This is a genomic window from Sulfitobacter sp. EE-36 (genome assembly GCF_000152605.1).
Taxonomy (GTDB): Bacteria; Pseudomonadota; Alphaproteobacteria; order Rhodobacterales; family Rhodobacteraceae; genus Sulfitobacter; species Sulfitobacter pontiacus.
On the sequence record NZ_AALV01000007.1, the window covers coordinates 32,612 to 54,265 of the forward strand.

The window sequence follows — 21,654 nt, forward strand, 5'->3', positions numbered from 1 at the left end:
CCTATAGTTTCTCGAGCAGGGCCAGTAGCCGGTCGACCTCGCGCGGGGTGAGGTTGCCGACCGTCTCGGCCGAGATTTCCTGCGCGGTGGCAATCGCCTTGGCGGTCACCGCGATGCCTTCGTCGGTCAGCGAAATCTCCAGCCGCCGCATGTCGGTTTTTGACGGGGTCGAATGGACCAGCCCCTTTTTGCGCAACCGGTCGATCACGCCTTTGGTGGTCGCCGCGTCCATCCCGACCAGACGCCCCAGATGGTTCTGGCTGATCCGCGCCTCGTCGCGCAGCTTGGCCAGTACGGCGAATTGTGTCGGCGTGATATCCGGCATCCTCCGGTTAAAGATCTCAAGGTGGCGCTGGTTCGCGAGGCGCAGCTTGAACCCGATCTGTTGTTCCAACGCATAGTCTGCGGTCAGGGTCAGGTCTTGTGTGGTTTCAACCAAGGTTCTTATCCAGTGCTCTTGGGTCAATGCGTATAGATTAGGCACTATCATCCCACGGTTTCCATCTGGGGTCTATATCAGATGGGGTGCAAGAAATTGTTTGACAGCTAACAATTTTTTGGTCCTTCATGAAGCTGTGCAGAGCAAGGAGTGAACCGATGTCCTTTGTCAGAAACGCTTGGTACGTTGCGGGTTGGTCTACCGATTTTGGCGATGAGCTGGTGCCGCTGACATTGCTTGCGCAGAACCTAGTAGCCTACCGCACCAGCGATGGCCAGATCGCCGTGCTCGAAGATCGCTGCCCGCACCGGCTGCTGCCGCTGTCCAAGGGCAAGCGCATCGGCGACACCATTCAATGCGGCTATCACGGTATGACCTTTGGCGCGGACGGTGCCTGCGTGCGGGTGCCGGGGCAATCGAACCTGCCCAAATCCGCCTATGTCGACAGCTATCCGGTGCTGGAACGCCACGGCATTGTGTTCATCTGGATGGGCGACGCCGACAAGGCCGACCCCGCGCTTGCTTTCGATATGCCGGAATTGGGTCAAGAGGGCTGGCACGTCCACCACGGAGACAAGCTGCATATCCGCGCAAATTACCTCAACGTTGCCGAAAACCTTGTGGATCCGGCGCATGTGAGCTTTGTCCATCCGACGACATTGGGCAATGCGGCCTCCGAAAACGTACCCGTGCATGTCAAAACCGCAGACGAGGTGATCGTGGCATGGCGCTGGATCAGAGACGCGGAACCCATCGGCTTTTTCAAGGCATTCGGCGGCTTTAGCGGCAATGTGGACCGCTGGCATTATTACTATCTGCACATGCCCTCGACCGCCGTGATTGACTTTGGGTCGTCTGATGCAAAGCTTGAACTTCCCGAAGATCAGCGCAACAAAGGCGTGCGTATCTTTGCGCTCCATTTCGTCACACCCGTGACAGAGGACTATACGATCGACCACTGGATGCACCTGCGCAACACCGCCCTTGGCGATGACGCCGCGTCGGACCAAATGGACGCGATGTTCCGCGTAGCATTTGCCGAGGACAAGGCGATTTTGGAAGCCGTCCACCAAGAAGAACAGCGCCCCCAAAAACGCAAACCCATCCGCATCGCTATCGACAAAGCGCCCAACGTCTACCGCAAACGCATCCGCGACCGGATCGAGGCAGAGGCGACGGACGATCTGGGCGACCCCGTCGCACCGGTCTTTGTCCAGCATGACTGATCTATAAAAAGCAAAGCCGCAGCAGACGGCACACCCCAACACGAGAGGACCATCACATGAACAGAAAGACATTCCTGAACAGCGTCATAGGGGCCTTTGCCCTTGGCGTCACCGGCTTTGCCGCATCGGCGCAGTCGGGCGACCCGATCAAAGTCGGAGAGATCAACCACTACAAACGTCTCGCCGCCTTTGCCGAGCCGTATAAACAGGGCATCGAACTGGCGCTTGAGGAAATCAACGCCGATGGCGGTGTGCTGGATCGCCCGCTCGAATTCATCTTCCGCGACGATCAGGGCGACCCCGGTGAAGCGATCAAAATCGCCGAAGAGCTGATGACCAGCGAAGGCACCGTGATGATCACCGGTTCGATCCTGTCGAACGTCGGTCTGGCGATCTCCTCGGTCGCGGCGGAAAAGGGCTGGGTGTACCTCGCGGCAGAACCGCTGGCCGATGCCCTGACCTGGAGCCAAGGCAACCCCTGGACCTTCCGCCTGCGGACCTCGACCTATATGCAGGCCGCAATGCTGGCCGAACAGGCCGCCAAGACCGATGCCGTGAAATACGCGACCATCGCACCCAACTACGCCTATGGCAAAGACGCGGTGGCCGCCTTTAAGGAAGTGCTGACCGAACTGAAACCCGAGGTCGAATTCGTCGGAGAGCAATGGCCCGCCCTGTTCAAGATCGACGCCGGCGCCGAGGTTCAGGCGCTGGAACGGTCCAAGCCGGACGCGATCTATAACGTGACCTTCGGCCCCGACCTTGCCAAGTTCGTCCGCGAAGGTACCACCCGTGGTCTGTTCGACGGGCGCACGGTCTATGGTCTGCTTTCGGGCGAACCGGAATACCTTGAACCGCTAGCCGACGAAGCCCCGGAAGGCTGGGTCGTGACCGGCTATCCCTGGTATGACTTCTCGGATGAAGACGGCGCGAACAAGCCTTTCGTTGATGCCTATCAGGCGAAATTCGACGAAACGCCAAAGCTCGGGTCTCTCGTCGGGTATATGACCGCGCAAAGCATCGCGGCCGCGATCAGCAAGGCGGGGTCGACCGAAGGCGACGCGATCCGTATGGCCTTCGAAGGGCTGGATGTGGCGACGCCCGTGGGCGACATCACTTTCCGCGAGATCGACAATCAGGCCACCATGGGGGCCTTTGTCGGGAAGACCATGCTCAAGGACGGTGCGGGCGTCATGACCGACTGGACCTATCTGGACGGTGCCGACTACCTGCCGTCTGACGAAGAGGTGTCGAAACTGCGTCCGGCAGAATAATCCGGACCCGCAGCCAAGGGGGGAGGCCCCCTTGGCTGCATCTGACCCCATCCCAAACATCAAGAGGTGCCCATGGGCCTTTTCATCGCACAGATTCTGACTGGGCTTGCCAATGCGGGTGCGCTCTTCATGGTTGCCTCTGGGCTGTCGCTGATCTTTGGCGTCACGCGGGTGGTGAATTTTGCCCATGGGTCGTTTTATATGCTGGGGGCTTATGTCGGCTATTCGCTGATGCAGGTGCTGCCGGGCATGGTCGGTTTCTGGGGTGCGATCCTGCTGGCAGGGCTGATTGTCGGGCTGATCGGGGTGATCGTCGAGATCTGCGTGCTGCGCCCTGTCTATAGCGCGCCTGAACTGTTCCAACTGGTCGCGACCTTTGGCGTGATCCTTGTCATTCAGGATCTTGCGCTGATGATCTGGGGCCCGCAAGATCTGCTGGGCCCGCGCGCGCCGGGGCTGAAAGGGGTGATCCGCATCATGGGGGAACCCGTGCCGCAATATGACATCGCGCTGATCATTATCACGCCCTTCGTGGCCATCGCCCTGTGGTATCTGATCACGAAAACCCGTGTCGGCACCTTGGTGCGCGCCGCCACCCAGGACCGCGAGATGGTCGGTGCCCTTGGGGTCAATCAGGCGTGGCTGTTCACGGGCGTCTTCTTTCTGGGCTGTGCGCTTGCAGGGCTTGGCGGCGCGTTGCAACTGCCCAAGGGTGGTGCCGATCTGCTGATGGATTTCAGCATCATTGGTGCGGTCTTTGTGGTCGTGGTCATCGGCGGCATGGGGTCGCTGCCGGGGGCCTATCTGGCGGCGGTGATCATCTCGGTCCTGAATGTGTTTGGCGTGACCTATGCGCCGCAGTCGACGCTTGTTCTGATGTTTGTCGTCATGGTGATCGTCCTGATGTTCCGCCCCTTCGGCCTGCTCGGGAAAGAGGAGATCGCGGGCGAGCACGGCCAGACCGGAGAGCCGGAGCGCCCGATCAAGCCCGCGGGCAATCGCATGCGCTTGCTGGTGATGGCGGGGCTGTTCATCCTTGCGCTGCTGCCGTTCTACGGCGGGAATTTCGCCGTGGTGCTGGTGACCGACATCATGATCTTCTGTCTCTTCGCCGCCTCGCTGCACTTTATGCTGGGGCAGGGCGGGTTGGTCAGCTTTGGCCATGCGGCCTTCTTTGGCGGGGGGGCCTATGCCGCGGCGCTGTTTGTGACCTATGCCGACACCCCGATGGAGCTGGCGCTGGTGCTGGCGCCGATCTGCGCGGGGCTGGCCGCCGTGGTGATCGGCTGGGTCTGCCTGCGGTCCACCGGTGTCTACTTCGCCATGCTGACGCTGGCCTTCGGGCAACTGCTCTGGAGCCTCGCGTTCCAGTGGGGCGATGTGACGGGGGGCGATGACGGGCTGGTCAACATCTGGCCGTCCGATTGGGCGTCGGACAATGATGTCTATTACTACCTCGCTTTTGTCTTCTGCATCGGGGGCATCCTGCTGCTGCGCCAAGCTGCACATGCGCCCTTTGGCTATGCCATGCGCGCGGCCCGCGACAGTGCACGACAGGCCGAGGCGATGGGGATCAACACCAAACGCATCCAGTGGGTCGCCTTTACCTTTGCGGGTATCATGGCGGGGCTTGCGGGCGGGTTGTTCGTCTTTTCCAAGGGCAGCATCTTCCCGAACGAGCTTGAAACCGCGCGCAGTTTCGACGCGCTGATCGTGGTGTTTCTGGGCGGGGTGAAGACCCTATCGGGCGGCTGGGTCGGCGGGGCCTTCTTTGAAGGCGTCAAAGACTACCTGACCCGTTTCGAATATTGGCGGCTCGCCTTGGGCCTGCTGATCATCTTTGTCGTGATCCTTGGCCCCGAAGGCATCGTCGGATCGCTGCGCAAGGCGGGCGAACGCATTGGCCTGCTGAAAACACCGGAGGACGCGAAATGAGCCCGATCCTGTCTGTGCGCAACCTGTCCCGCAATTTTGGTGCGATCAAGGCGGTGGATGACGTGAGCTTTGATCTTGCCAAGGGCGAGCTGCTGGCGCTGATCGGCCCCAATGGCGCGGGCAAAAGCACCTGTTTCAATATGCTGATGGGACAGCTCAAGCCGTCGTCGGGCACCGTGCAGCTGATGGGCAAGAACATCGCGGGCATGCAACCGCGCAAGATCTGGCGCATGGGGGTGGGGCGGACGTTCCAGATCACCGCGACCTATGCCTCGATGACCGTGGTCGAGAATGTGCAGATGGCGTTGATGTCGCATCACAAGCGGCTCTATTCCCTGACCACTTTCGCCCATAAACTCTACCGAGACGAGGCGCTGGCGCTGCTTGATACCGTGGGCATGGCCGACCAGTCCGAACGCCACTGCGCGGTGCTGGCCTATGGCGACCTCAAACGGCTCGAACTGGCGGTTGCCCTCGCCAATGACCCGATCCTGCTGCTGATGGATGAACCCACCGCAGGCATGGCCCCGCGCGAACGGATCGCGCTGATGCAGCTGACCGCCGATATACTAGAGCAACGGAACATCAGCGTGTTGTTTACCGAACATGACATGGACGTGGTCTTTGCCCATTCGCACCGCATCATGGTGCTGAACCGTGGCCAGCTGATCGCCGACGGCACCGTCGACGAGATCCGCAACAACCCGCAGGTGCAAGAGGTCTATCTGGGCGGCGGCACGCTGTTCAAAGCGCAGGAGGGTGCCCATGCTTGAGGTGAACGGCGTCAATTCATTCTACGGCAAGGCGCAGGTGCTGAATGACCTGAACTTTACCGTGGATCGCGGCACTGTCGTCGCCCTGCTGGGGCGCAATGGTGCGGGCAAGACCACGACGATGAAATCTATCATGCAGCTGGTCCGGCCACGGCAGGGCAAGATCATCTATCAGGGCCAGGACATCACCGGCTGGCCCAGCCACAAGGTCGCGCGCAACGGTCTGGGCTATGTCCCCGAGGAACGCCGGATTTTCACCCAGCTTACCGTGCTGGAAAACCTGGAGGTCGGCCGCCAGCCCCCCCGCGACGGCTGCACCACATGGACCGAGGACATGGTGTTCGACCTCTTCCCCAACCTCGCCGAACGCCGTCACAACCGCGGCAAGGCACTGTCGGGGGGCGAGCAGCAGATGCTGACCATCGCCCGCACCCTGATGGGCAACCCCGCGTTCATCCTGCTGGACGAACCCTCCGAAGGTATCGCGCCGGTGATCGTCGAACAGATGGCCCGCGTGATCCTGCAACTCAAGGCAGAGGGGCTGACGGTGCTGCTGTCCGAACAGAACCTGCATTTCGCGCAAGCGGTCGCCGATGGCGTGGTGATCATCGAACACGGCACACAGAAATTCGTCGGCACGCTCGCCGCGCTGCAATCGCAGCCGGAAATTCGGGATCAATATCTGTCGGTGTAGGGGCAGCGCCCGCGATCACAAGGCTGGTTCAGGCGAAGGTCTCTGCCACGATCTCTTTCGCGAAAGTCGCATCCAAGACGCCGCGGTTCAGCAAGCGATACCAGAATGCACCGTGGATCATGGTCGACAATACCTCGACGTTGCGCGCGGGTGAAAGCGCCCCGTGGTCCTGCGCGCGACGCAGCATCAGCGTCATCATCTGCTCGCGCGGCAGAACGAATTTGGCATGGAACGACGCGTGAAACTTCGCGTCTTGCTGTGACGATGCAATCAGCGACCGGATCGTTGCGCCGTCCAGCTTCAGGTGTTCGAAAACCTTGATCAGGAAGTCTTCAAGCTGCGCCCTATAGTCTTGCGCGCTATCCAAAGGCGGTTCAGCGGCATAAGAATTCGTCGCCTCGAATATCGCTTCGAGGATGAGGTCCGCCTTTGTGTCCCAGCGATTGTATAGCGTTTGGCGTGCAACGCCCGCCTCGGCAATAATCGCCGCGATAGAGACCTTTTCGTAGCCCGTTTCCCGCACAAGCCGCAGCGCGGCGGCCTTCAAAGCGGCGCTGGCTTCCTCGTTCGCGGGACGTCCGCCCGACTTCTTTACCGACATGCACAGCTCCTGTTCATCGATGCAGCGTGGTATGACGTTGATTGTTAGACTGCGATCTACTAAATGCAAGTAGACCGTAGTCTATTATCTCGTTGGAGCCAAGATGTCTCAAATTTCCCTGTCCCCAAGCCGCGCGTTCGCTGTGACCGCGACCCTCGGCCTGCTCTCCCTTTTTCCGCCCTTGGCAACCGACATGTATCTGGCCGCCCTCGGCGATCTTGCGACGTCGATGGACGCCACCCATACGGCGGCCGAGCTGTCGCTCTCTCTCTTTTTTCTGGGGCTCTGTTTCGGGCAAATCCTGATCGGCCCCTTGACCGATACCTACGGGCGCAAGGGGCCGCTTTTGATCGGCACCGTCCTTTTCACCGTGACCTCTCTTGTTCTGCCGATGCTCAGCGACATCGCGTGGTTCAACGCACTTCGTTTCATTCAGGCCATCGGGGCGAGCGCGGGCATGGTCGTGGGGCGCGCCATGGTCAAAGACCTGTACGAAGGGCGGAAGGCGGCGAAAGTCATGACGGTGCTTGTCATGTTGCTGACGCTTGGCCCCATCGCCTCGCCCACGTTGGGCAGCCTGTTGCTTGAAGCGTTTGGTTGGCGTTCCATCTTTGCGACGATGGCCCTTATCAGCCTTGTCGCGCTGGTCTTGTCCGTGATTACCTTGCCCGAGACATTGCCCGCCGAAGGCCGCCAGCCTCGGCCCTTCCGCACGGGTGCAAAAACCGCCAAGCGGCTCCTGTCCGAGCGCGGATTTCTCATCATGGCGCTGGTTGCGGGGCTTATTCAAAGCGGCATGTTCGCGTTTATCACGGGCTCCTCTGGGGTCTTCCAAGGGATCTTTGGGCTGAGTTCAATCGGCTTTGGACTCATGTTCGCGGCTATTGCGACCGCACTAATCATCTTCGGCCGCATCAATGGCATGCTGTTGAACCACTATAGCCCCGAACAGATCCTCACCGCCGTCTTGCCGCTGTTTTTCGCCGCTACTTTGGTGCTGGCGCTGCTGTCGCAGACAAGCTCGCTTCTGGTATTCGCCATCCCGCTATGGATATCGATTGGCTGCGTCGGGCTGCTGTCGGCGAACGCGATGTCCATCGCGATGTCGCTGACAGAGAAAGGCGCGGGCATGGGCTCGGCGTTGCTGGGGGCGATCCAGTTTGCCCTTGCCTTTGCGGTCTCGACCTCTGTCGCGATTGGCGGGACAGCTACGGCGCTCCCCATGTCCCTCGGGCTTGCGATCCCTGCCGGGCTGGCAACGGTATTGTTCTTCGCGGCAGGGCGCTTCACCGTGCCCTCGTCATCGCGACTGACGTCCTAAGCCCGATGCGTGTAGAGGTGGGCAGCCGCCCACGCCCCGACACCCGCGCGAGCGATCTGCGGTAAAGCGGACTGCCTGCGCGGGGTCTAGAGTGGGCTCTTCTTGATCAAGGCGGCCTACACGCCTTTCATCAAGCGCAGCGCGCCGGAAATCGCGCGTGAGTGCCGCGGGCCGACACGGCATCGCCAATTCGAAACAGCTCAAACGCGCCCCCCGACAGCGACATCCAACCGTTACTGGCACCGCATATATGAGCCGGGATATGGGTCGGGCTGGCCGCTTGGTTGAACAGTTTTTTACATAATCATAATTATCAGTTACAGTTTCCGCACAAGGGCGCGACAGGGAACGCGGCTCACTAAACAAGAACTGTCTCCGCTCTTGCCGGCTACAACGAACATCAGCGATAGCATCCCAAACCTCGACGCGGCTTCAGACGCCGGACGCCCCTACTTGGCGGCGGCCAATGCTGCGCGCAGGGTTTCTCTGTCACCGATATGGTTCGCGAGGATGAGGATCAGGCGTGCGTTGAATGCGTCGCTTTCGTCCTTGCTTCGCCCTTCATGTGCGCAAAGCAATTCATCATAGAACCCGTCCGGATCCTTGATGTTCGGTTGAAGGTTGAGCCCCATCGTTACTGCCCCTTTCCTGTTGCGATGCCTACGGCTGACCGGATGTCTGCGGCGCTTGCGCGGGCCCACCGTGCGGCGACATGCTGGTCCGGACGGATCAGGTAGATGCCGCAGGGCGTGTCGCCGAGGTAGCGTGCCGCAATGGCACCGCTGGGATCGTCGGTTTGCGTGTTCAGCATGACGGTGTTTACCGTGACCCCGCCCACCTCGGCCAGCGCGGGCGGGTCGGTGTTGATCGCCAAAACGGTGAACACGCCGCCCACCACGTCCAGCAAGAAGCCGTCCCTCAAGGGCGCGTCGCTGCAGGTGGCGCCGACACGGTTTGTCGCGGGGCCATTCAGTGCATCGGGGCCGTTCAGTGACAGCCCGTCATAGACACATGGCACGGACAAACGACCGGAATTCACCAAGGGCCGTGCAAAGGGGTGACGGTGTGCAAGGCTCAACACCGCATTGCGGAAAATCTTGCTCATCTCTGTCTTCGGGGTAAGGAAATCCGTTGCGCGGGTGGAATTCAGGATATTCTCGTCAGCGCCGTGGACCCGCTCTTGCGAATAGCTGTCGAGCAGGCGGTCGGGTGCCAAGCCCTTGATCACCAGATCAAGTTTCCACGCCAGATTGTCCGCGTCCTGCACGCCGGAGTTGGCCCCCCGCGCCCCGAAAGGAGAGACCTGATGCGCGCTATCGCCCGCAAAGAGCACCCTGCCGTGTCGAAACTTTTCCATTCGCCGACATTGGAACGTGTAGATCGAGGTCCATTCGAGCTCGTACTCCGCCCCCTCGCCCAACATGGCATCCACGCGGGCGCGGATATTCTCGGGCTTCAGTTCCTTGGCGCGGTCAATGTCCCACCCCAGTTGGAAATCGATCCGCCAGATATCGTCGGGCTGCTTGTGTAAAAGCGCCGACGCGCCGCTGTCTTTGAAGGGCGGCTCGAACCAGAACCAGCGTTCGGTCGGGAAATCGGCCTTCATCTTCACGTCAGCGATCAGGAAATTATCCTCGAACACGCGGCCCTCAAAGCTCAGGCCCAGCATCTCGCGCGTGGGAGACCGTGCGCCATCGCAAGCGACCAGCCAGTCGGCCTCAAGCTGGTAGGGGCCGTCGGGTGTGTTGATATCCAGCACCACGTGATCGCCCTGCGGTGTCACCCCCGTGACCCCGTTGCGCCCGCGGATTTCAATGGGCGCACCGTCAGATTGCGCCACACGGATTTCATCCACGAGGTATTTCTCGAAATAGGGCTGTTGCAGGTTGATAAACGCCGGAGCCTTATGGCCGTCTTCGGGTTGCAGATTGAATTCGAACACCCGCTCATCGCCATGAAACACTTTGCCGACGTTCCACTGAACGCCCTTGTCGATCATCGCTTTGCCCGCGCCGAGGCGGTCGCAGATCTCGAGCGTGCGTTTGGCAAAACAGATGGCGCGACTGCCCTGTCCGACACCTTCATGATCATCCAATACCACAACAGGTGTGCCCTTGCGCCCAAGATCAAGCGCCAGCGCCATCCCGATGGGCCCGCCCCCGACGATCACCACAGGGTGACGCCGGGGGGCAAGATCTTGATCCGCTCCCTTTTGGTAAGGGTATAGTTTGAACGCGATATCATAGCGGACGTCGACCATGGTTTGCCCTCCCAGACCCGGCCTTAGCCCTGCAACTGCGCCCACATTTCCAGATCGCGCTTGTCTGTCCAGATACGCGGATGCCAGATGCCGCGGGCCTCGTCGAAGGCGCGGCTGACGTTGAACGGCAGGCAGTGCTCGTAGATCGCGTAATCCTTGAACTTCGGGTCGCATTCCGCGCGCACCGCATCCCATGCCTCTTTCAACGTGCCGCCTTTCATGGCGACCCGCTGCGCTGGCTTGAAGGTGCTTTCGACGAAATCACGCGTGCTTTCAATCGCCCGTTCAACGGCGTCTTTGCCGATCAAGGCGCCCCCCCGACCCGGTGCGATCGCATCCACGTCATAGGCCTTGATGTTATCGAGCGTTTGCCCCCAGTCGCCGAAGTATCCGTCGCCGCAATAGCAGGCCGAATGATCCTCAACGATGTCGCCCGTGAACATGACGTTCTGATCCGGCACATGGATCACCGCATCACCCGCCGTATGGGCCCGGCCGATGTGTTTGATATCAACGCGACGTTTGCCCAGATAGACGGTCATGCTGTCGCTGAATGTGGTGGTCGGGTAGGTCAGCCCGGGGATTGATTCATGCCCCTCGAACAATCGGGGAAAGCGTTGGAATTCGCTGTCCCAATCTTCCTGTCCGCGTTCCTCGACCATCGCGCGGGCAACGTCGGACATGATGATCTGCTGTGCCCCATAGGCAGAGGCCCCCAACACGCGCACCGCGTGATAATGGGTCAGCACCACATGGCTGATCGGCTTGTCGGTGACTTCGCGCACCTTCTCGATGACCTTATTGGCCAGACGCGGCGTCGCCTGTGCCTCTACAATCATGACGCTGTCATCCCCGATGATCACGCCCGAATTCGGGTCGCCTTCCGCGGTGAAGGCCCATAGGCCCTCGCCGACTTCGTCAAAGGTGACTTTCTTCTCTGTCATATCCCCTTGGGATGCGAATGCTTTTGCCATGGTTCTGGTCCTTTTACTTAGGGGAATTTGTTGCGGATCGAACTGTGCTTTGGCACCTGCCCAACCTCATCTGATACCCGTTACGCCCTACGGCACCGCGCCGGGTCAACGTTGTGCTTTCACCGGTCGGAGGCCCGCTTCATTTCTTGCCCGGTGTGCCGTCGAACTTCTTTTCAATGTCTGCCCAGCAATCGATGTAATCATCCTGCAAGGGGGCCTCCTGTCCGGCAAATTTCGTGAGTTGCTGCGGGAAGCGGGTCTCGAACATGAACGACATCGTATTGTCGAGCTTTTGGGCCGTCAGCTCTGCGTTGGAGGCCCCCTCGAAGGCATTACGATCAGGCCCGTGCGGCAGCATCATATTGTGCAAGCTGATCCCGCCGGGAATAAAGCCTTTGGGCTTGGCGTCATACTGGCCGTAGATATTACCCATCAATTCGGACATGATATTCTTGTGATACCACGGCGGGCGGAACGTATCTTCCGCCACCATCCAGCGTTCCCGGAACAAGACAAAGTCGATATTCGCCGTCCCTTCGACACCGGACGGCGCGGTGAGAACGGTAAAGATCGACGGGTCAGGATGGTCGAACAGCACCGCCCCCACGGGACAATAGGTGCGCAGGTCATATTTCACCGGCGCGTAGTTCCCGTGCCATGCCACCACATCAAGCGGTGACTGCCCGATCTTGGTTTCATGGAACGCCCCGCACCATTTCACCGTCACGGTAGAGGGGACTTCGCGGTCTTCAAACGCGGCAACGGGTGCTTTGAAATCGCGCGGGTTGGCCATGCAGTTGGCCCCGATCGGCCCACGATTAGGCAACTCGAACTTTTGGCCATAGTTCTCGCAGACGAACCCGCGGCACGGCCCTTCAAGCACTTCGACACGGTAGACCAGCCCCCGCGGGATGATCGCGATTTCCTGCGGCGCGATATCTATGATCCCCAATTCAGTGGAAAACCGAAGACGCCCTTCCTGCGGGACGATCAGCATCTCGCTGTCGGCAGAATAAAAATACGCATCAACCATGGAGGCATTCACAAGATACACATGGGTCGCCATGCCGACCTGCGTATGGACATCCCCCGCCGTCGTCATCGTGCGCATCCCCGTCAGCCATGTCAGCGGCGTGTCTGTGTGCGGCAGCGGATCCCAGCGATATTGCCCAAGGCTCGTGACATCCGCGTCGATGTTGGGCGCGGATTTCCAAAGGGGCAGATCGATCTTGTGATACCGGTGCGAGTGTTTAACCGACGGGCGAATGCGGTAGCACCAGGTACGTTCGTTCTGATGGCTTGGTGCCGTAAAGGCGGTCCCGCTAAGCTGCTCACCATAAAGCCCGTAGTTGCATTTTTGCGGGCTGTTCATCCCTTGCGGCAAGGCATCCGGCAGCGCCTCTGTCTCGAAATCATTCCCGAAGCCCGGCATATATCCGGCGTTGGCCCCGGGAAGAGACGGGGCTTGGGTCATACGGGTCGGATGTTTTTCGACAGTCATACTCGGCTCCTCGCGTTCCACTAGCGATTGCCTAAAGGTTGCATTTGTAACTAACAACTGGTTTTTTCGGGGGGGCGGTGTGAGGTGGTTTGGGGGATGGGTAAAACATCTGGCGTCAATTCCGCCGCGCCAAGGCCGGCCCCGCCACAGCCGCCGGACACGTCCCGAACAGATAACGGCATCTTAACACGGCATTCTTGCAAAAACCGTTCTGGACTTCACAACGCCCGTGCGCATTATCTACCGTTTGGTCTATGCAACGCCCAAAGCGCGTATTGGAGAAGAATATATGAAAACGATAGTTCTCGCTGTTTTCAGCCTACAGGGCGGTGGTGCAGAGCGCGTTGTTCAGACCTTGGCCCGTACTATGAATGCCATGGGCCACCAAGCGCATATCGTTGTTTTTAAAGACGACATCGATCACGATCTCGACCCTGAGGTGCCAATTCACAGGTTTCCATATCGGCTTTGGCGTTCACTGCCGCGCAAAATCCGGGGCAAAGTCGCAGCCATGGCTTTCGACAGATCTGTCAAAAAACATATAGGTGTGCCTGACTTCGTTCTCTCTAATCTGTTCCCAGTTGATTTCATCCTCTCGCACAGCCAACTGCCGAATGTTCACTTTGTCATGCACAGCACTGCGTCACATGAATATGCCCTGGGGGGTCAGCAAAACGCGGAGCTGGAAAAACTGCGCCGCGTCTACAGCGGAAAAAAATGTATCTGCGTCAGCAAGGGCGTCGAAGAGGACATGCAGGCGCTGTTTGGGCAATCGATCGAGACGCGCACAATCTATAACCCGGTTGAACCTGCTTTGATCCAACGGCAGGCTGGTGAACCGGTGCCGCCCCGGAAGGACTATATCGTCAACGTAGGCAAGTTCAAAAAAGCCAAGCGCCACGATCGGCTCCTACATGCATATGCGCAGGCAAAGACCCCGTATGACCTGCTGCTCGTCGGGACCGGACCCTTGCTGGAAGAAACCAAAGCATTGGCGCATTCTTTGGGCATCGCGGACCGCGTGCATTTCACGGGCTTCCAGAAAAACCCGTTCCCGTTGATCAAAGCGGCAAAATTCATGGTTGTATCGTCGGAATATGAAGGGCTGAACATGACGATCCTCGAAGCGATTGTCCTTGGTGTCCCCGTCATCAGCACGGATTGCCCCTCGGGGCCGGCTGAAATACTGCCCGCACAAAATCTCGTGTCACCACCCGATAACATCGAAGCGCTTTCAGCCCGAATGACGGAAGCCTCAGACAACCCGGAGCACTTCAGGATCGACTTCCCCGAAAAATTCGATGCCAAGGCCGTGACCCGCGCTTATATGAGCCTCAGCGCTTGATGGATGTGTCCGGAAACATTTGACGACAAGACGGTGTGACGTCCTTGGGGCTTAATACTCCGCACTCAATATGCCCACGCGATACATAGCTTTCGTAGTCCGGTCACGGGTTGTTGCGCCTGAAAGTGGGGAATGCCTCGTGAATACCAGATATGTGGCGTCTATGAGTGATCTTGACCAACAACCTGAAGTCGTATCCTAAGGGGTACTTAACAATATGTGGTCCGCTCAAGGATTTGGCCACAAGCTCTAGCTGGAAAGATAAAGGTACTGGATACTGTCCAGTTGTAAATAACGAGGAACTCTGTGGATACTTACCTGATCAACCTAGAGCGGCGCCCTGACCGACTGTCGGAGGTTTCGCGAAAGATGGCTGAACTAGGGTTGCCATTCAAACTCTTCCGCGCCGTCGATGGCCATGACGATGATGCTAAGCTCCCAGATTTGAATAGACATCTATTCGTAATCAATCAAAAAAAACAGCCCGTGCGTGGCGAGATCGCATGCGCAGCCTCGCACATCGCCGTTTGGCGGCAGTTTCTTGAAACAGACGAAGAATATGCACTGATCCTTGAAGATGATATTGATATCGCACCGGATTTGGAGATGGTTCAGAAGCAAATGCCCGGCCTTGGCCTGGATTTCTTGAATCTCTCCTCTAACGCGCCTTACACCTACACGCTGGATGAAGAGACACTCAGTCAACTTGCGAACGACGCAGTTAGAACACGCCCAACGGTGTTTGAACGGTCACGGCGTCGCCTATGGCGCAGGCTTGAATGGCGTAGACGTTGGCGGATTTTTCACCTTCACCCGCTCCCCAACGGCCATGTGGCGTGTGAATGTGATCCGGCACCGCTACTGGGAAGCGGGTATATCGTTTCGCGTCGTGCGGCAGAGGCGTTTCTGCAGACCACCGAGCACCTCTTCTTTCCGATCGATCTCGTTTGGCGGCATGCCCCGGGCATGCTGCGGCAGGGCTTCTTAGCCCGACCTATTGTGACGCAAACTGACAAGGACTCCGATATTCCGGGGCGCTTTGACCAAGGGAAGATGGCGCTGAAATACCGGCTTCTCAGACCCTTCCTAAAAAGCCGAAGACTACGCCGGCGGTTTGATGTACTGCGTCTTTACGGAGTGTTGCGCCACTAAACCGATAGGAAAAGCGAGACCAATGCGAAAGAAACCCGGACGGCTTAGACGGTTTTTATCCCTCAACCAGCATCGCAAACGCTGGGGGGCGCGCAGGCATGCGGCGGCGGAACATGATCTAGCCGAGCTCAAAGCGACGATGATTGACGCGGGCGATCCGGTTCAGACGCGAGGGTCAGCGAAATCCATCGACCTGCATCTGCAAAATCTAAGGACGGAATTTTCGGGGCAGTCTGCGCTGCTGCTTTATCATGCAGAGTTGATCGTGCTGATCCGGCGCGACCACAACCTGGCTGAAACCTATCAGAAATTCCGCACCCTGTGGATGGCCGAGGGGGACTTCCTGCGGGAGAAACTGAATATCCGCTGGCTTGTCTCAGCCACCGACACATTTGCGGCCCATGATAGCGATATGGCGGTGCGCGCGGTTGCCATGATGACAAGCGCGGTCGTCAACACAGTTAAGATGTACGAAAGTGAACGGTATCTGACGGATACCTTGGGCACCACGATGACTCCCACGCATGTCGAGGATGTTCAACACCGGCTCATCCCGCTTTTCGAAGGAATGTCTTGCTTTACCGTCGGAACGGATGACACCCTGCGCAATATGGTCTGGAGGATGGAACCGTTTATGGCACTTGATCCCGTCGGGCCCATTTTCCAGGAAATCTGGGCGCGGCTTCAGATCAATGATACCGCGTTTGCGCGCTTTAAGGCACAGCACAAACGGGATAAAACAAGCTGGTGGTAAAGGGCTTAGCGCCGCGGCTCTTGGGGGGCCGTATAAAACTCGGCGGGTGACAATGATATCTCTCGGCGTTCGGCATCCATGGCATGCAGCAAGGCTTGCATGCCCATGCGAAGTTGGGCGGCGATGCGGCGCAGCTTGAACCTCGCGGTGGTTGGCTGCCGTGTCGGCACACCGGCCCCGATCAGCGAATGTGTCTTAAGCCCGACAGCAACACCGTAAGCCTCCGCTTGGTCGATCTGGATCGCGCAGGCCGGTTCGACCTGATAGCTCTTAAGCTCGTAAGCACCACAGATCATCGCATCGGCAAGTGCTGCCTGTGTCTTTGCGCGCTGCAACAGTTTTGCCGCCCCTGACGGCCATAGCACATATGCGGCGGCACCGCTTCGATCCTGATAGAGACGGCGCATAACGTGGTCGTCTGTCAGCGGTTGTGCGTCTTTGGCGACAATCTTCCGACGCTGGCGTACCTCAAGCGTCAGATGGTCGACATCCACCAGCCCGCGACAGGACTTGAGCAATACCTGCGTCGCACGAGAAAGCACCACATCGTCCTCAAGGATCAACGCAGGTTCCCCCAAAGCCGCAACACGCTCCCATGCTGCTACGTGGCTCAGAAAACAAGCCTTCTCGGTTTCCTTAAGCGGGCGTTGCCAACTGGCCCAATAGGCCGCGTTATGCGATCCGCTCTGCGCATCGGGGGTAACGGCTTCGAGTCGCTCATAGGACAGGCCAAGCGCATCCATCTGTTGCGCCATAAAGGCCATACGGTCCCGAGCCGAAGCGACGTTGATGATGATCGACAGTATGAGGAGCCCCTCCGGACAGATGGCGTGCGACTACCGGCTTCTATCAACAGTCACCTCACACGGCAATCTAAGATGATTATTCTCGCCCCCCGGTGATCCTTGTGGGCCCGAGGGCGGGAGCGGCCATCACATCCGCTGCGGCGTTGGTAGGCTGTGACGCGGGTACTAAGCCCAGCTCTACCCCTCTTCACCTTCAACACTCATGTCATCCTCCAGCAAGATACGCGCGGCATCGCCCTCCAGATCTTCGTACTGACCACTGCGTAATGTCCACAGACAGGCGATCAGCCCTACTGCGCCGAGGCATATGGAAACGGGGATGAGGACAATCAGAATATTCATCGACGCAGCGCATTCAGAACGACAAGGATGGAGGACGAAGACATGACCGCCGCCGCCATCAGCGGTGTGGCAAAACCCATGACCGCGACCGGGATCGCCACGCAGTTATAGGCGGCGGCGAGGGCGAGGTTCTGCTTGATGCGGCTGCGCGCCCGATGTGCCAGGCTCAGGGTCTGCGCGACCGTGCCGAGAGTGCCCCCCAGAATGACGCCGTCCGAGGCGACCCTCGCCGCGTCCAGCGCAGAACCGGGGGCGAGCGATGCATGTGCGGCGGCAAGCGCTGCGGTGTCATTCAGCCCGTCACCCACCATCAGCACCCGCCTGCCCTGTTCGGCCATGCCACGCACCAGATCGACTTTCTCGTGCGGCAAGACACCGGCATGTATCTGATCAATCCCAAGCTTTGCGGCAAGGGCGGCGGCGCGGGCCGATGTGTCTCCGGTGATCATCGCGACCTGCCACCCGCCGGCGCAAAGCGCGGCGATCAACGCGGCGGTGCCGGGGCGCGGGGTCTCGGTCAGCGGCAGGGGGATGCACCGATCGGGCAGATGAAGCTCGGGCCCGTCCTCTCCGCGCACCAGCCCCACGGGCTCACCATTCCAAAGGGCGGTGACCCCCTTTCCTGCGACCTCGACCACGTCGCGCAACTCGGCAGGAGCCTGCCCCGCAAGGGACGCCGCCAGCGCACGGGACGCGGGGTGGTCCGACGCTTGGGCCAAGCTCAGCGCAACTGACGCGGCGTCGGGGTCAAGCGCGGGAAGAACAGCCACCCCTTCGGTCAGCGTGCCGGTTTTGTCAAAAACGACCGTGTCGATGTCAGCCAGCCGTTCCAGTGCCGTGGGCGATTTCAGCAGCACGCCCGCGCGGAACAAGCGCCCCGTCATTGCCGCCGTCACTGCCGGAATGGCAAGCGCCAAGGCGCAGGGACAGGTAATGATCAACGTCGCGGTGGCCACCGCAATGGCGTGATGCAGATCCCCCGTCAGCGCCCACCAGACCGCGAAAGCCACCGCGGCCAAACCATGCACCACCGGCGCATAAAGCCGCGCGGCGCGGTCCGCGATCCCGCTGTAGCGGTGCTTGCCGGTCTCTGCGACCTCGACGAGGGCCGCGAAACGGCGCAGGGTGCTGTCTTCGGCGCGATGCGTGGCCCGCAGTGTCAGCGGTGCACCAAGGATCACTTCGCCCGCGCAGACCAGATCCCCTGCCGCCAAAGCGACGGGGTCCGCCTCTCCGGTCAGGGCAGAGCGGCCCACCATTGCGGCGGTTTCAGCTATGCCATCCACAGGCGCACGGGCCCCTGCCGCCAGTGCGATCCGGTCGTCTGGCATCAGCACGGCGACATCCACGGTTTCGCGCCCTGTCGCGGTCAGTCGGGTGGCGCGCGGCAGCTCCAGCGCCGTCAGCTCTGCTGCGGCAGAACGCGCCGTCGCCCGCGCGCGGTGTTCAAGATACCGCCCCACCAGCAAGAAAAACGTCAAAGACAGTGCGGCATCAAACCATGTATGCGCCCCGCGGGCCGCAAAGGTTTCATAAAGCGATGTCGCAGCGGCCAGCAGGATCGCCAGCGCAATGGGAACATCCATGTTCATCCGCCCCGCCCGCAAGGCCCCCCATGCCGAGGCAAAGAATGGCACCGCAGAAAACGCGAGGGCGGGCAGTGCTATGGCGGCCGAGACCCAGTGGAACATCACCCGTGTCACATCCCCGGCCCCTGACCAGACCGCGACAGAGATCGCCATCACATTCATCATCGCAAAGCCCGCCACCGCAGCACGGGCCAGAAGGCGCCGCCCCGCGTCGTCATTGGCGGGGCGCAGGGCGGTCGCGTCCAGCTCATGCGCGTCAAAGCCTGCGTCGTTCAAGGCCTGAAGGGCGGTGCTGACGTCATACCCGGGGGCGAGCACAAGGCGAACCCGCTTGGCGCTCAGGTTTACTCTGGCCGCTTTCACAGACGGCAGCTTGGCCAAAACTCCTTCGACCCCCGCAATACAAGCGGCACAGCGGATCTGCGGCAGCGCAAGGTAGACCGCCGCCTCGGTCTCGGGCACGCCCCTGCGCGCGGTGTCGACCGATGGGGCCAGCGCGATACAGCCCGGACAGGCAGCGACAGTCATCTCAGGCCCCGCAGCGGGATGCGGCGCCGAAAGAGCGTGCCGTCAGCGGCCCGCATCTCTATCCGCAGGTTCCAGTTGCCGGGGCCCGACGTGACGGGGGCAACCCATGCGGTGCCGTCCCAGCTGAACGCCGGCGAGATGTCATCCGCCACCGTCGTCGCGCGCCCCAATGTGGCAAAGATGATCTCGGGCCTTAGCACGCGATTGCCCCCATCTGTCACAGAGAGCGCAAGCGTCGTGTCGGTCAGCGTCGTCCGCACGGTCCAGCCCAAAGCTTCCTGTGCGGCGCGGTCCGTGTCGAAGTTCTGCGAGGCGACATAGCTCGACTCGGTCTCTTTGCCGGGGAAAGTCCGCACCGCGTTGAACGCCAGCGCGAGGTTCACCGAGATGATGATCGAAAAGCCGCCGATAAACATCGCCAGCACATGCCAGCCGGTCAGCGGGCGTTCAGTCTGTACCACGCTCATCAGATCCTTCCTTTCCGTTGAAAATTGTATTGCCATAGGCCCGCTCGCCCGAGGTGACATCTTCGACCCAAAGGCGCAGGTCACTGCGCTGCGCGCGGGCGGCGGGGGTCTGCGGCGGGGCGATCACATAGACACGTTGCAACCGGCTGGTGTCAGCGGGCACGTTGACCACGGCGTTACTTGCGCCCTCTACCGCCAGTTCCAAGGGACTGTCGGCCACCAGCGACACTCTGAAATCCCGTGCTTCGGTGTGTTTGTTGCGCAGGCGGATGTCATAGGCGTTGCGGATGGACCCGTCCGACAGGGTGACAAAGGTCGGGTTGCGCACCGGCGCAATGGTCATGTCGATCTCAGGCCGGATGAACAGCGCGACTACCAGCGCCACACCGATGGCGGCCCATGCCGTCGTGTACACAATCGTGCGGGGTCGAAAGATATGCTGCCAAAGCGGCTTGGGCTGCCACGGGGGCAGCGTGGCACCGGCAACGTCACCGGCGGGGGCTTCGGCATACCCCGCGACTGCGGCGCTTTGTTGCGGGGCGGTTGGCGGTTCGTCATCCAGTGCGAGATAGTCGATCAGCCCCCGTGGCCGCCCGATCTTGGCCATCACATCGTCACAGGCGTCGATGCATAGGGCGCAGGTAATACACTCCATCTGCTGACCCTCGCGGATGTCGATCCCCATCGGGCAGACGGCGACACAGGCGTTGCAATCGATACAATCCCCCAGCACGTCGCCGCTGCGCGACTGGCGGTCTCCGGCGGAGTTTATATCCAGCGCGGCACCATAGCGCGCCACGGCATCGCCGCTCCCAATCGCGGCGGCGGCGGCTTGCTGGCGCTTCACCCCACCCTTCCCGCGCGGCTCCCCCCGCCATTTGCGGTAGCCGACGGTCAGCGTGCCGGGGTCCATCATCGCGCCTTGGATGCGGGGCCAGGGGCACATGTAGATGCAGATCTGTTCGCGCATGAAGCCGCCAAAGATAAAGGTCGTGGCGGTGAGCACGGCGATGGTGGCATAGGCCACGGGGGCGGCTTGCAGGGTCACGAGGTCGCGCGCGAGACGGGGCGCATCGGCAAAGTAAAAGACCCAAGCCCCGCCCGTCGCCACTGCGATCAGCAACCAGACCGCCCATTTCACCCCCCGCAACCGCGCCTTGCGCAGGCTCCACGGCGCGTTGTGCAGGCGGATGCGCGCGTTACGGTCGCCCTCGATCCAGCGCTCCACGGTCATGAAGAGATCAGACCAGACGGTCTGCGGGCAGGCATAGCCACACCAGACCCGCCCCAAGGCAGAGGTAAACAGGAACAGCCCCAGCCCCGCCATGATCAGCAGTCCGGCGACGAAATAGAACTCATGCGGCCAGATCTCGATCCAGAAGAAATGGAAACGCCGGTTGGCAAGATCGACCAGAACCGCCTGATCCGGCAGGTTCGGCCCGCGGTCCCAACGGAGCCACGGGGTGACGTAATAGACCCCCAGCGTGAGGATCAGGATCACCCACTTGAGCCGGCGGAAAAAGCCGCTCACCCGGCGGGGGAAGATCGGCTCGCGCGCGGCGAAAAGCGGGGGGGCGGCGTTGGACATGTGCGGGGGGCTCCGGGGTTACGTCTTGCGGCCTACACCCCTGGGGCGCAGGCCGCTTTGATCTGCATCAAACAACAGGTCTTTT

The 21,654-nt window shown here is 60.4% G+C and carries 20 protein-coding genes; 9 read left to right on the forward strand and 11 right to left on the reverse strand.

Going from position 1 to position 21,654, the window contains the following annotated elements:
* Nucleotide 1: 1 nt before the first annotated feature.
* Entirely contained in the window at nucleotides 2-439 is a 438-nt protein-coding gene (locus EE36_RS01775) for a MarR family winged helix-turn-helix transcriptional regulator (RefSeq protein ID WP_005848896.1), read from the reverse strand.
* Nucleotides 440-597: 158 nt separating this feature from the next.
* Between EE36_RS01775 and EE36_RS01780 the strand changes: the two genes are divergently transcribed.
* The 5 genes from EE36_RS01780 to EE36_RS01800 all read left to right on the forward strand — a co-directional run bounded on the left by EE36_RS01780 (nucleotide 598) and on the right by EE36_RS01800 (nucleotide 6,341).
* Nucleotides 598-1,665 (forward strand): aromatic ring-hydroxylating dioxygenase subunit alpha, encoded by a 1,068-nt coding sequence (locus EE36_RS01780; RefSeq protein ID WP_005848898.1) that lies wholly within the window; start codon nucleotides 598-600, stop codon nucleotides 1,663-1,665.
* 56 nt (nucleotides 1,666-1,721) lie between these two features.
* Nucleotides 1,722-2,939, forward strand: coding sequence for an ABC transporter substrate-binding protein (locus EE36_RS01785; protein WP_005848900.1), 1,218 nt, complete (start codon nucleotides 1,722-1,724; stop codon nucleotides 2,937-2,939).
* Nucleotides 2,940-3,011: 72 nt separating this feature from the next.
* A complete protein-coding gene (locus EE36_RS01790; RefSeq protein ID WP_005848902.1) occupies nucleotides 3,012-4,874 on the forward strand; it encodes an ABC transporter permease in 1,863 nt (620 codons plus the stop codon).
* Nucleotides 4,871-5,647, forward strand: a complete 777-nt coding sequence (locus tag EE36_RS01795; protein WP_005848904.1) for an ABC transporter ATP-binding protein — start codon at nucleotides 4,871-4,873, stop codon at nucleotides 5,645-5,647. Before EE36_RS01790 ends, EE36_RS01795 begins: the two co-directional genes overlap by 4 nt.
* A complete protein-coding gene (locus EE36_RS01800; RefSeq protein ID WP_005848905.1) occupies nucleotides 5,640-6,341 on the forward strand; it encodes an ABC transporter ATP-binding protein in 702 nt (233 codons plus the stop codon). The genes EE36_RS01795 and EE36_RS01800 overlap by 8 nt, the downstream gene beginning before the upstream one ends.
* 28 nt (nucleotides 6,342-6,369) lie before the next feature.
* Here EE36_RS01800 and EE36_RS01805 read toward each other — a convergent pair whose 3' ends face one another.
* Nucleotides 6,370-6,942: a TetR/AcrR family transcriptional regulator gene (locus EE36_RS01805; RefSeq protein ID WP_005848906.1), complete on the reverse strand. Its 573-nt coding sequence runs from the start codon at nucleotides 6,940-6,942 to the stop codon at nucleotides 6,370-6,372.
* 103 nt (nucleotides 6,943-7,045) lie between these two features.
* Between EE36_RS01805 and EE36_RS01810 the strand changes: the two genes are divergently transcribed.
* Nucleotides 7,046-8,263 carry a multidrug effflux MFS transporter gene (locus tag EE36_RS01810; RefSeq protein ID WP_005848907.1) on the forward strand — a complete coding sequence of 406 codons (1,218 nt, stop codon included), beginning with the start codon at nucleotides 7,046-7,048 and terminating at the stop codon, nucleotides 8,261-8,263.
* 449 nt (nucleotides 8,264-8,712) lie between these two features.
* On the opposite strand, the gene EE36_RS01815 is transcribed toward EE36_RS01810, so the two are convergent.
* The 4 genes from EE36_RS01815 to hmgA form a co-directional block, all read right to left on the reverse strand.
* On the reverse strand, nucleotides 8,713-8,895 hold the full coding sequence (locus tag EE36_RS01815) for a DUF2783 domain-containing protein (protein WP_005848908.1): 183 nt from the start codon (nucleotides 8,893-8,895) through the stop codon (nucleotides 8,713-8,715).
* 2 nt (nucleotides 8,896-8,897) lie between these two features.
* The gene (locus EE36_RS01820; RefSeq protein WP_005848909.1) at nucleotides 8,898-10,523 is read right to left on the reverse strand and encodes an FAD-dependent oxidoreductase; all 1,626 of its coding nucleotides are present in this window, start codon (nucleotides 10,521-10,523) and stop codon (nucleotides 8,898-8,900) included.
* Between the two features lie 23 nt (nucleotides 10,524-10,546).
* Nucleotides 10,547-11,497: an MBL fold metallo-hydrolase gene (locus EE36_RS01825; protein WP_005848911.1), complete on the reverse strand. Its 951-nt coding sequence runs from the start codon at nucleotides 11,495-11,497 to the stop codon at nucleotides 10,547-10,549.
* Nucleotides 11,498-11,636: 139 nt separating this feature from the next.
* Nucleotides 11,637-12,998, reverse strand: coding sequence for a homogentisate 1,2-dioxygenase (gene hmgA, locus EE36_RS01830; RefSeq protein WP_005848912.1), 1,362 nt, complete (start codon nucleotides 12,996-12,998; stop codon nucleotides 11,637-11,639).
* A 229-nt stretch (nucleotides 12,999-13,227) separates the two neighbouring features.
* Between hmgA and EE36_RS01835 the strand changes: the two genes are divergently transcribed.
* The 3 genes from EE36_RS01835 to EE36_RS01845 all read left to right on the forward strand — a co-directional run bounded on the left by EE36_RS01835 (nucleotide 13,228) and on the right by EE36_RS01845 (nucleotide 16,249).
* A complete protein-coding gene (locus EE36_RS01835) occupies nucleotides 13,228-14,343 on the forward strand; it encodes a glycosyltransferase (RefSeq protein WP_254655529.1) in 1,116 nt (371 codons plus the stop codon).
* A gap of 306 nt (nucleotides 14,344-14,649) precedes the next feature.
* The gene (locus tag EE36_RS01840; protein ID WP_005848916.1) at nucleotides 14,650-15,495 is read left to right on the forward strand and encodes a glycosyltransferase family 25 protein; all 846 of its coding nucleotides are present in this window, start codon (nucleotides 14,650-14,652) and stop codon (nucleotides 15,493-15,495) included.
* Between the two features lie 22 nt (nucleotides 15,496-15,517).
* A complete protein-coding gene (locus EE36_RS01845; RefSeq protein ID WP_005848918.1) occupies nucleotides 15,518-16,249 on the forward strand; it encodes a hypothetical protein in 732 nt (243 codons plus the stop codon).
* A gap of 5 nt (nucleotides 16,250-16,254) precedes the next feature.
* On the opposite strand, the gene EE36_RS01850 is transcribed toward EE36_RS01845, so the two are convergent.
* From EE36_RS01850 to ccoG, 5 genes are all read right to left on the reverse strand, one after another.
* Nucleotides 16,255-17,076: a glycosyltransferase family 25 protein gene (locus tag EE36_RS01850; protein WP_368072180.1), complete on the reverse strand. Its 822-nt coding sequence runs from the start codon at nucleotides 17,074-17,076 to the stop codon at nucleotides 16,255-16,257.
* Nucleotides 17,077-17,232: 156 nt separating this feature from the next.
* Complete coding sequence (gene ccoS, locus EE36_RS01855; RefSeq protein WP_005848920.1) at nucleotides 17,233-17,397, reverse strand: cbb3-type cytochrome oxidase assembly protein CcoS; 165 nt, start codon at nucleotides 17,395-17,397, stop codon at nucleotides 17,233-17,235.
* Entirely contained in the window at nucleotides 17,394-19,514 is a 2,121-nt protein-coding gene (locus EE36_RS01860; RefSeq protein ID WP_005848921.1) for a heavy metal translocating P-type ATPase, read from the reverse strand. The genes ccoS and EE36_RS01860 overlap by 4 nt, the downstream gene beginning before the upstream one ends.
* On the reverse strand, nucleotides 19,511-19,981 hold the full coding sequence (locus EE36_RS01865; RefSeq protein WP_005848923.1) for a FixH family protein: 471 nt from the start codon (nucleotides 19,979-19,981) through the stop codon (nucleotides 19,511-19,513). Before EE36_RS01865 ends, EE36_RS01860 begins: the two co-directional genes overlap by 4 nt.
* The gene (gene ccoG / locus EE36_RS01870; protein ID WP_005848925.1) at nucleotides 19,962-21,569 is read right to left on the reverse strand and encodes a cytochrome c oxidase accessory protein CcoG; all 1,608 of its coding nucleotides are present in this window, start codon (nucleotides 21,567-21,569) and stop codon (nucleotides 19,962-19,964) included. The genes EE36_RS01865 and ccoG overlap by 20 nt, the downstream gene beginning before the upstream one ends.
* Nucleotides 21,570-21,654 lie beyond the last annotated feature (85 nt).

Bases quoted from the DNA above. Each gene is read 5' to 3' on its own strand.
- EE36_RS01800 (WP_005848905.1), top strand. From the start codon at position 5,640: ATGCTTGAGGTGAACGGCGTCAATTCATTCTACGGCAAGGCGCAGGTG.
- EE36_RS01815 (WP_005848908.1), bottom strand. From the start codon at position 8,895: ATGGGGCTCAACCTTCAACCGAACATCAAGGATCCGGACGGGTTCTAT.
- EE36_RS01820 (WP_005848909.1), bottom strand. From the start codon at position 10,523: ATGGTCGACGTCCGCTATGATATCGCGTTCAAACTATACCCTTACCAA.
- ccoS (WP_005848920.1), bottom strand. From the start codon at position 17,397: ATGAATATTCTGATTGTCCTCATCCCCGTTTCCATATGCCTCGGCGCA.
- EE36_RS01825 (WP_005848911.1), bottom strand. From the start codon at position 11,497: ATGGCAAAAGCATTCGCATCCCAAGGGGATATGACAGAGAAGAAAGTC.
- EE36_RS01795 (WP_005848904.1), top strand. From the start codon at position 4,871: ATGAGCCCGATCCTGTCTGTGCGCAACCTGTCCCGCAATTTTGGTGCG.
- EE36_RS01790 (WP_005848902.1), top strand. From the start codon at position 3,012: ATGGGCCTTTTCATCGCACAGATTCTGACTGGGCTTGCCAATGCGGGT.
- ccoG (WP_005848925.1), bottom strand. From the start codon at position 21,569: ATGTCCAACGCCGCCCCCCCGCTTTTCGCCGCGCGCGAGCCGATCTTC.
- EE36_RS01780 (WP_005848898.1), top strand. From the start codon at position 598: ATGTCCTTTGTCAGAAACGCTTGGTACGTTGCGGGTTGGTCTACCGAT.
- EE36_RS01805 (WP_005848906.1), bottom strand. From the start codon at position 6,942: ATGTCGGTAAAGAAGTCGGGCGGACGTCCCGCGAACGAGGAAGCCAGC.
- EE36_RS01785 (WP_005848900.1), top strand. From the start codon at position 1,722: ATGAACAGAAAGACATTCCTGAACAGCGTCATAGGGGCCTTTGCCCTT.
- hmgA (WP_005848912.1), bottom strand. From the start codon at position 12,998: ATGACTGTCGAAAAACATCCGACCCGTATGACCCAAGCCCCGTCTCTT.
- EE36_RS01865 (WP_005848923.1), bottom strand. From the start codon at position 19,981: ATGAGCGTGGTACAGACTGAACGCCCGCTGACCGGCTGGCATGTGCTG.
- EE36_RS01845 (WP_005848918.1), top strand. From the start codon at position 15,518: ATGCGAAAGAAACCCGGACGGCTTAGACGGTTTTTATCCCTCAACCAG.
- EE36_RS01860 (WP_005848921.1), bottom strand. From the start codon at position 19,514: ATGACTGTCGCTGCCTGTCCGGGCTGTATCGCGCTGGCCCCATCGGTC.
- EE36_RS01810 (WP_005848907.1), top strand. From the start codon at position 7,046: ATGTCTCAAATTTCCCTGTCCCCAAGCCGCGCGTTCGCTGTGACCGCG.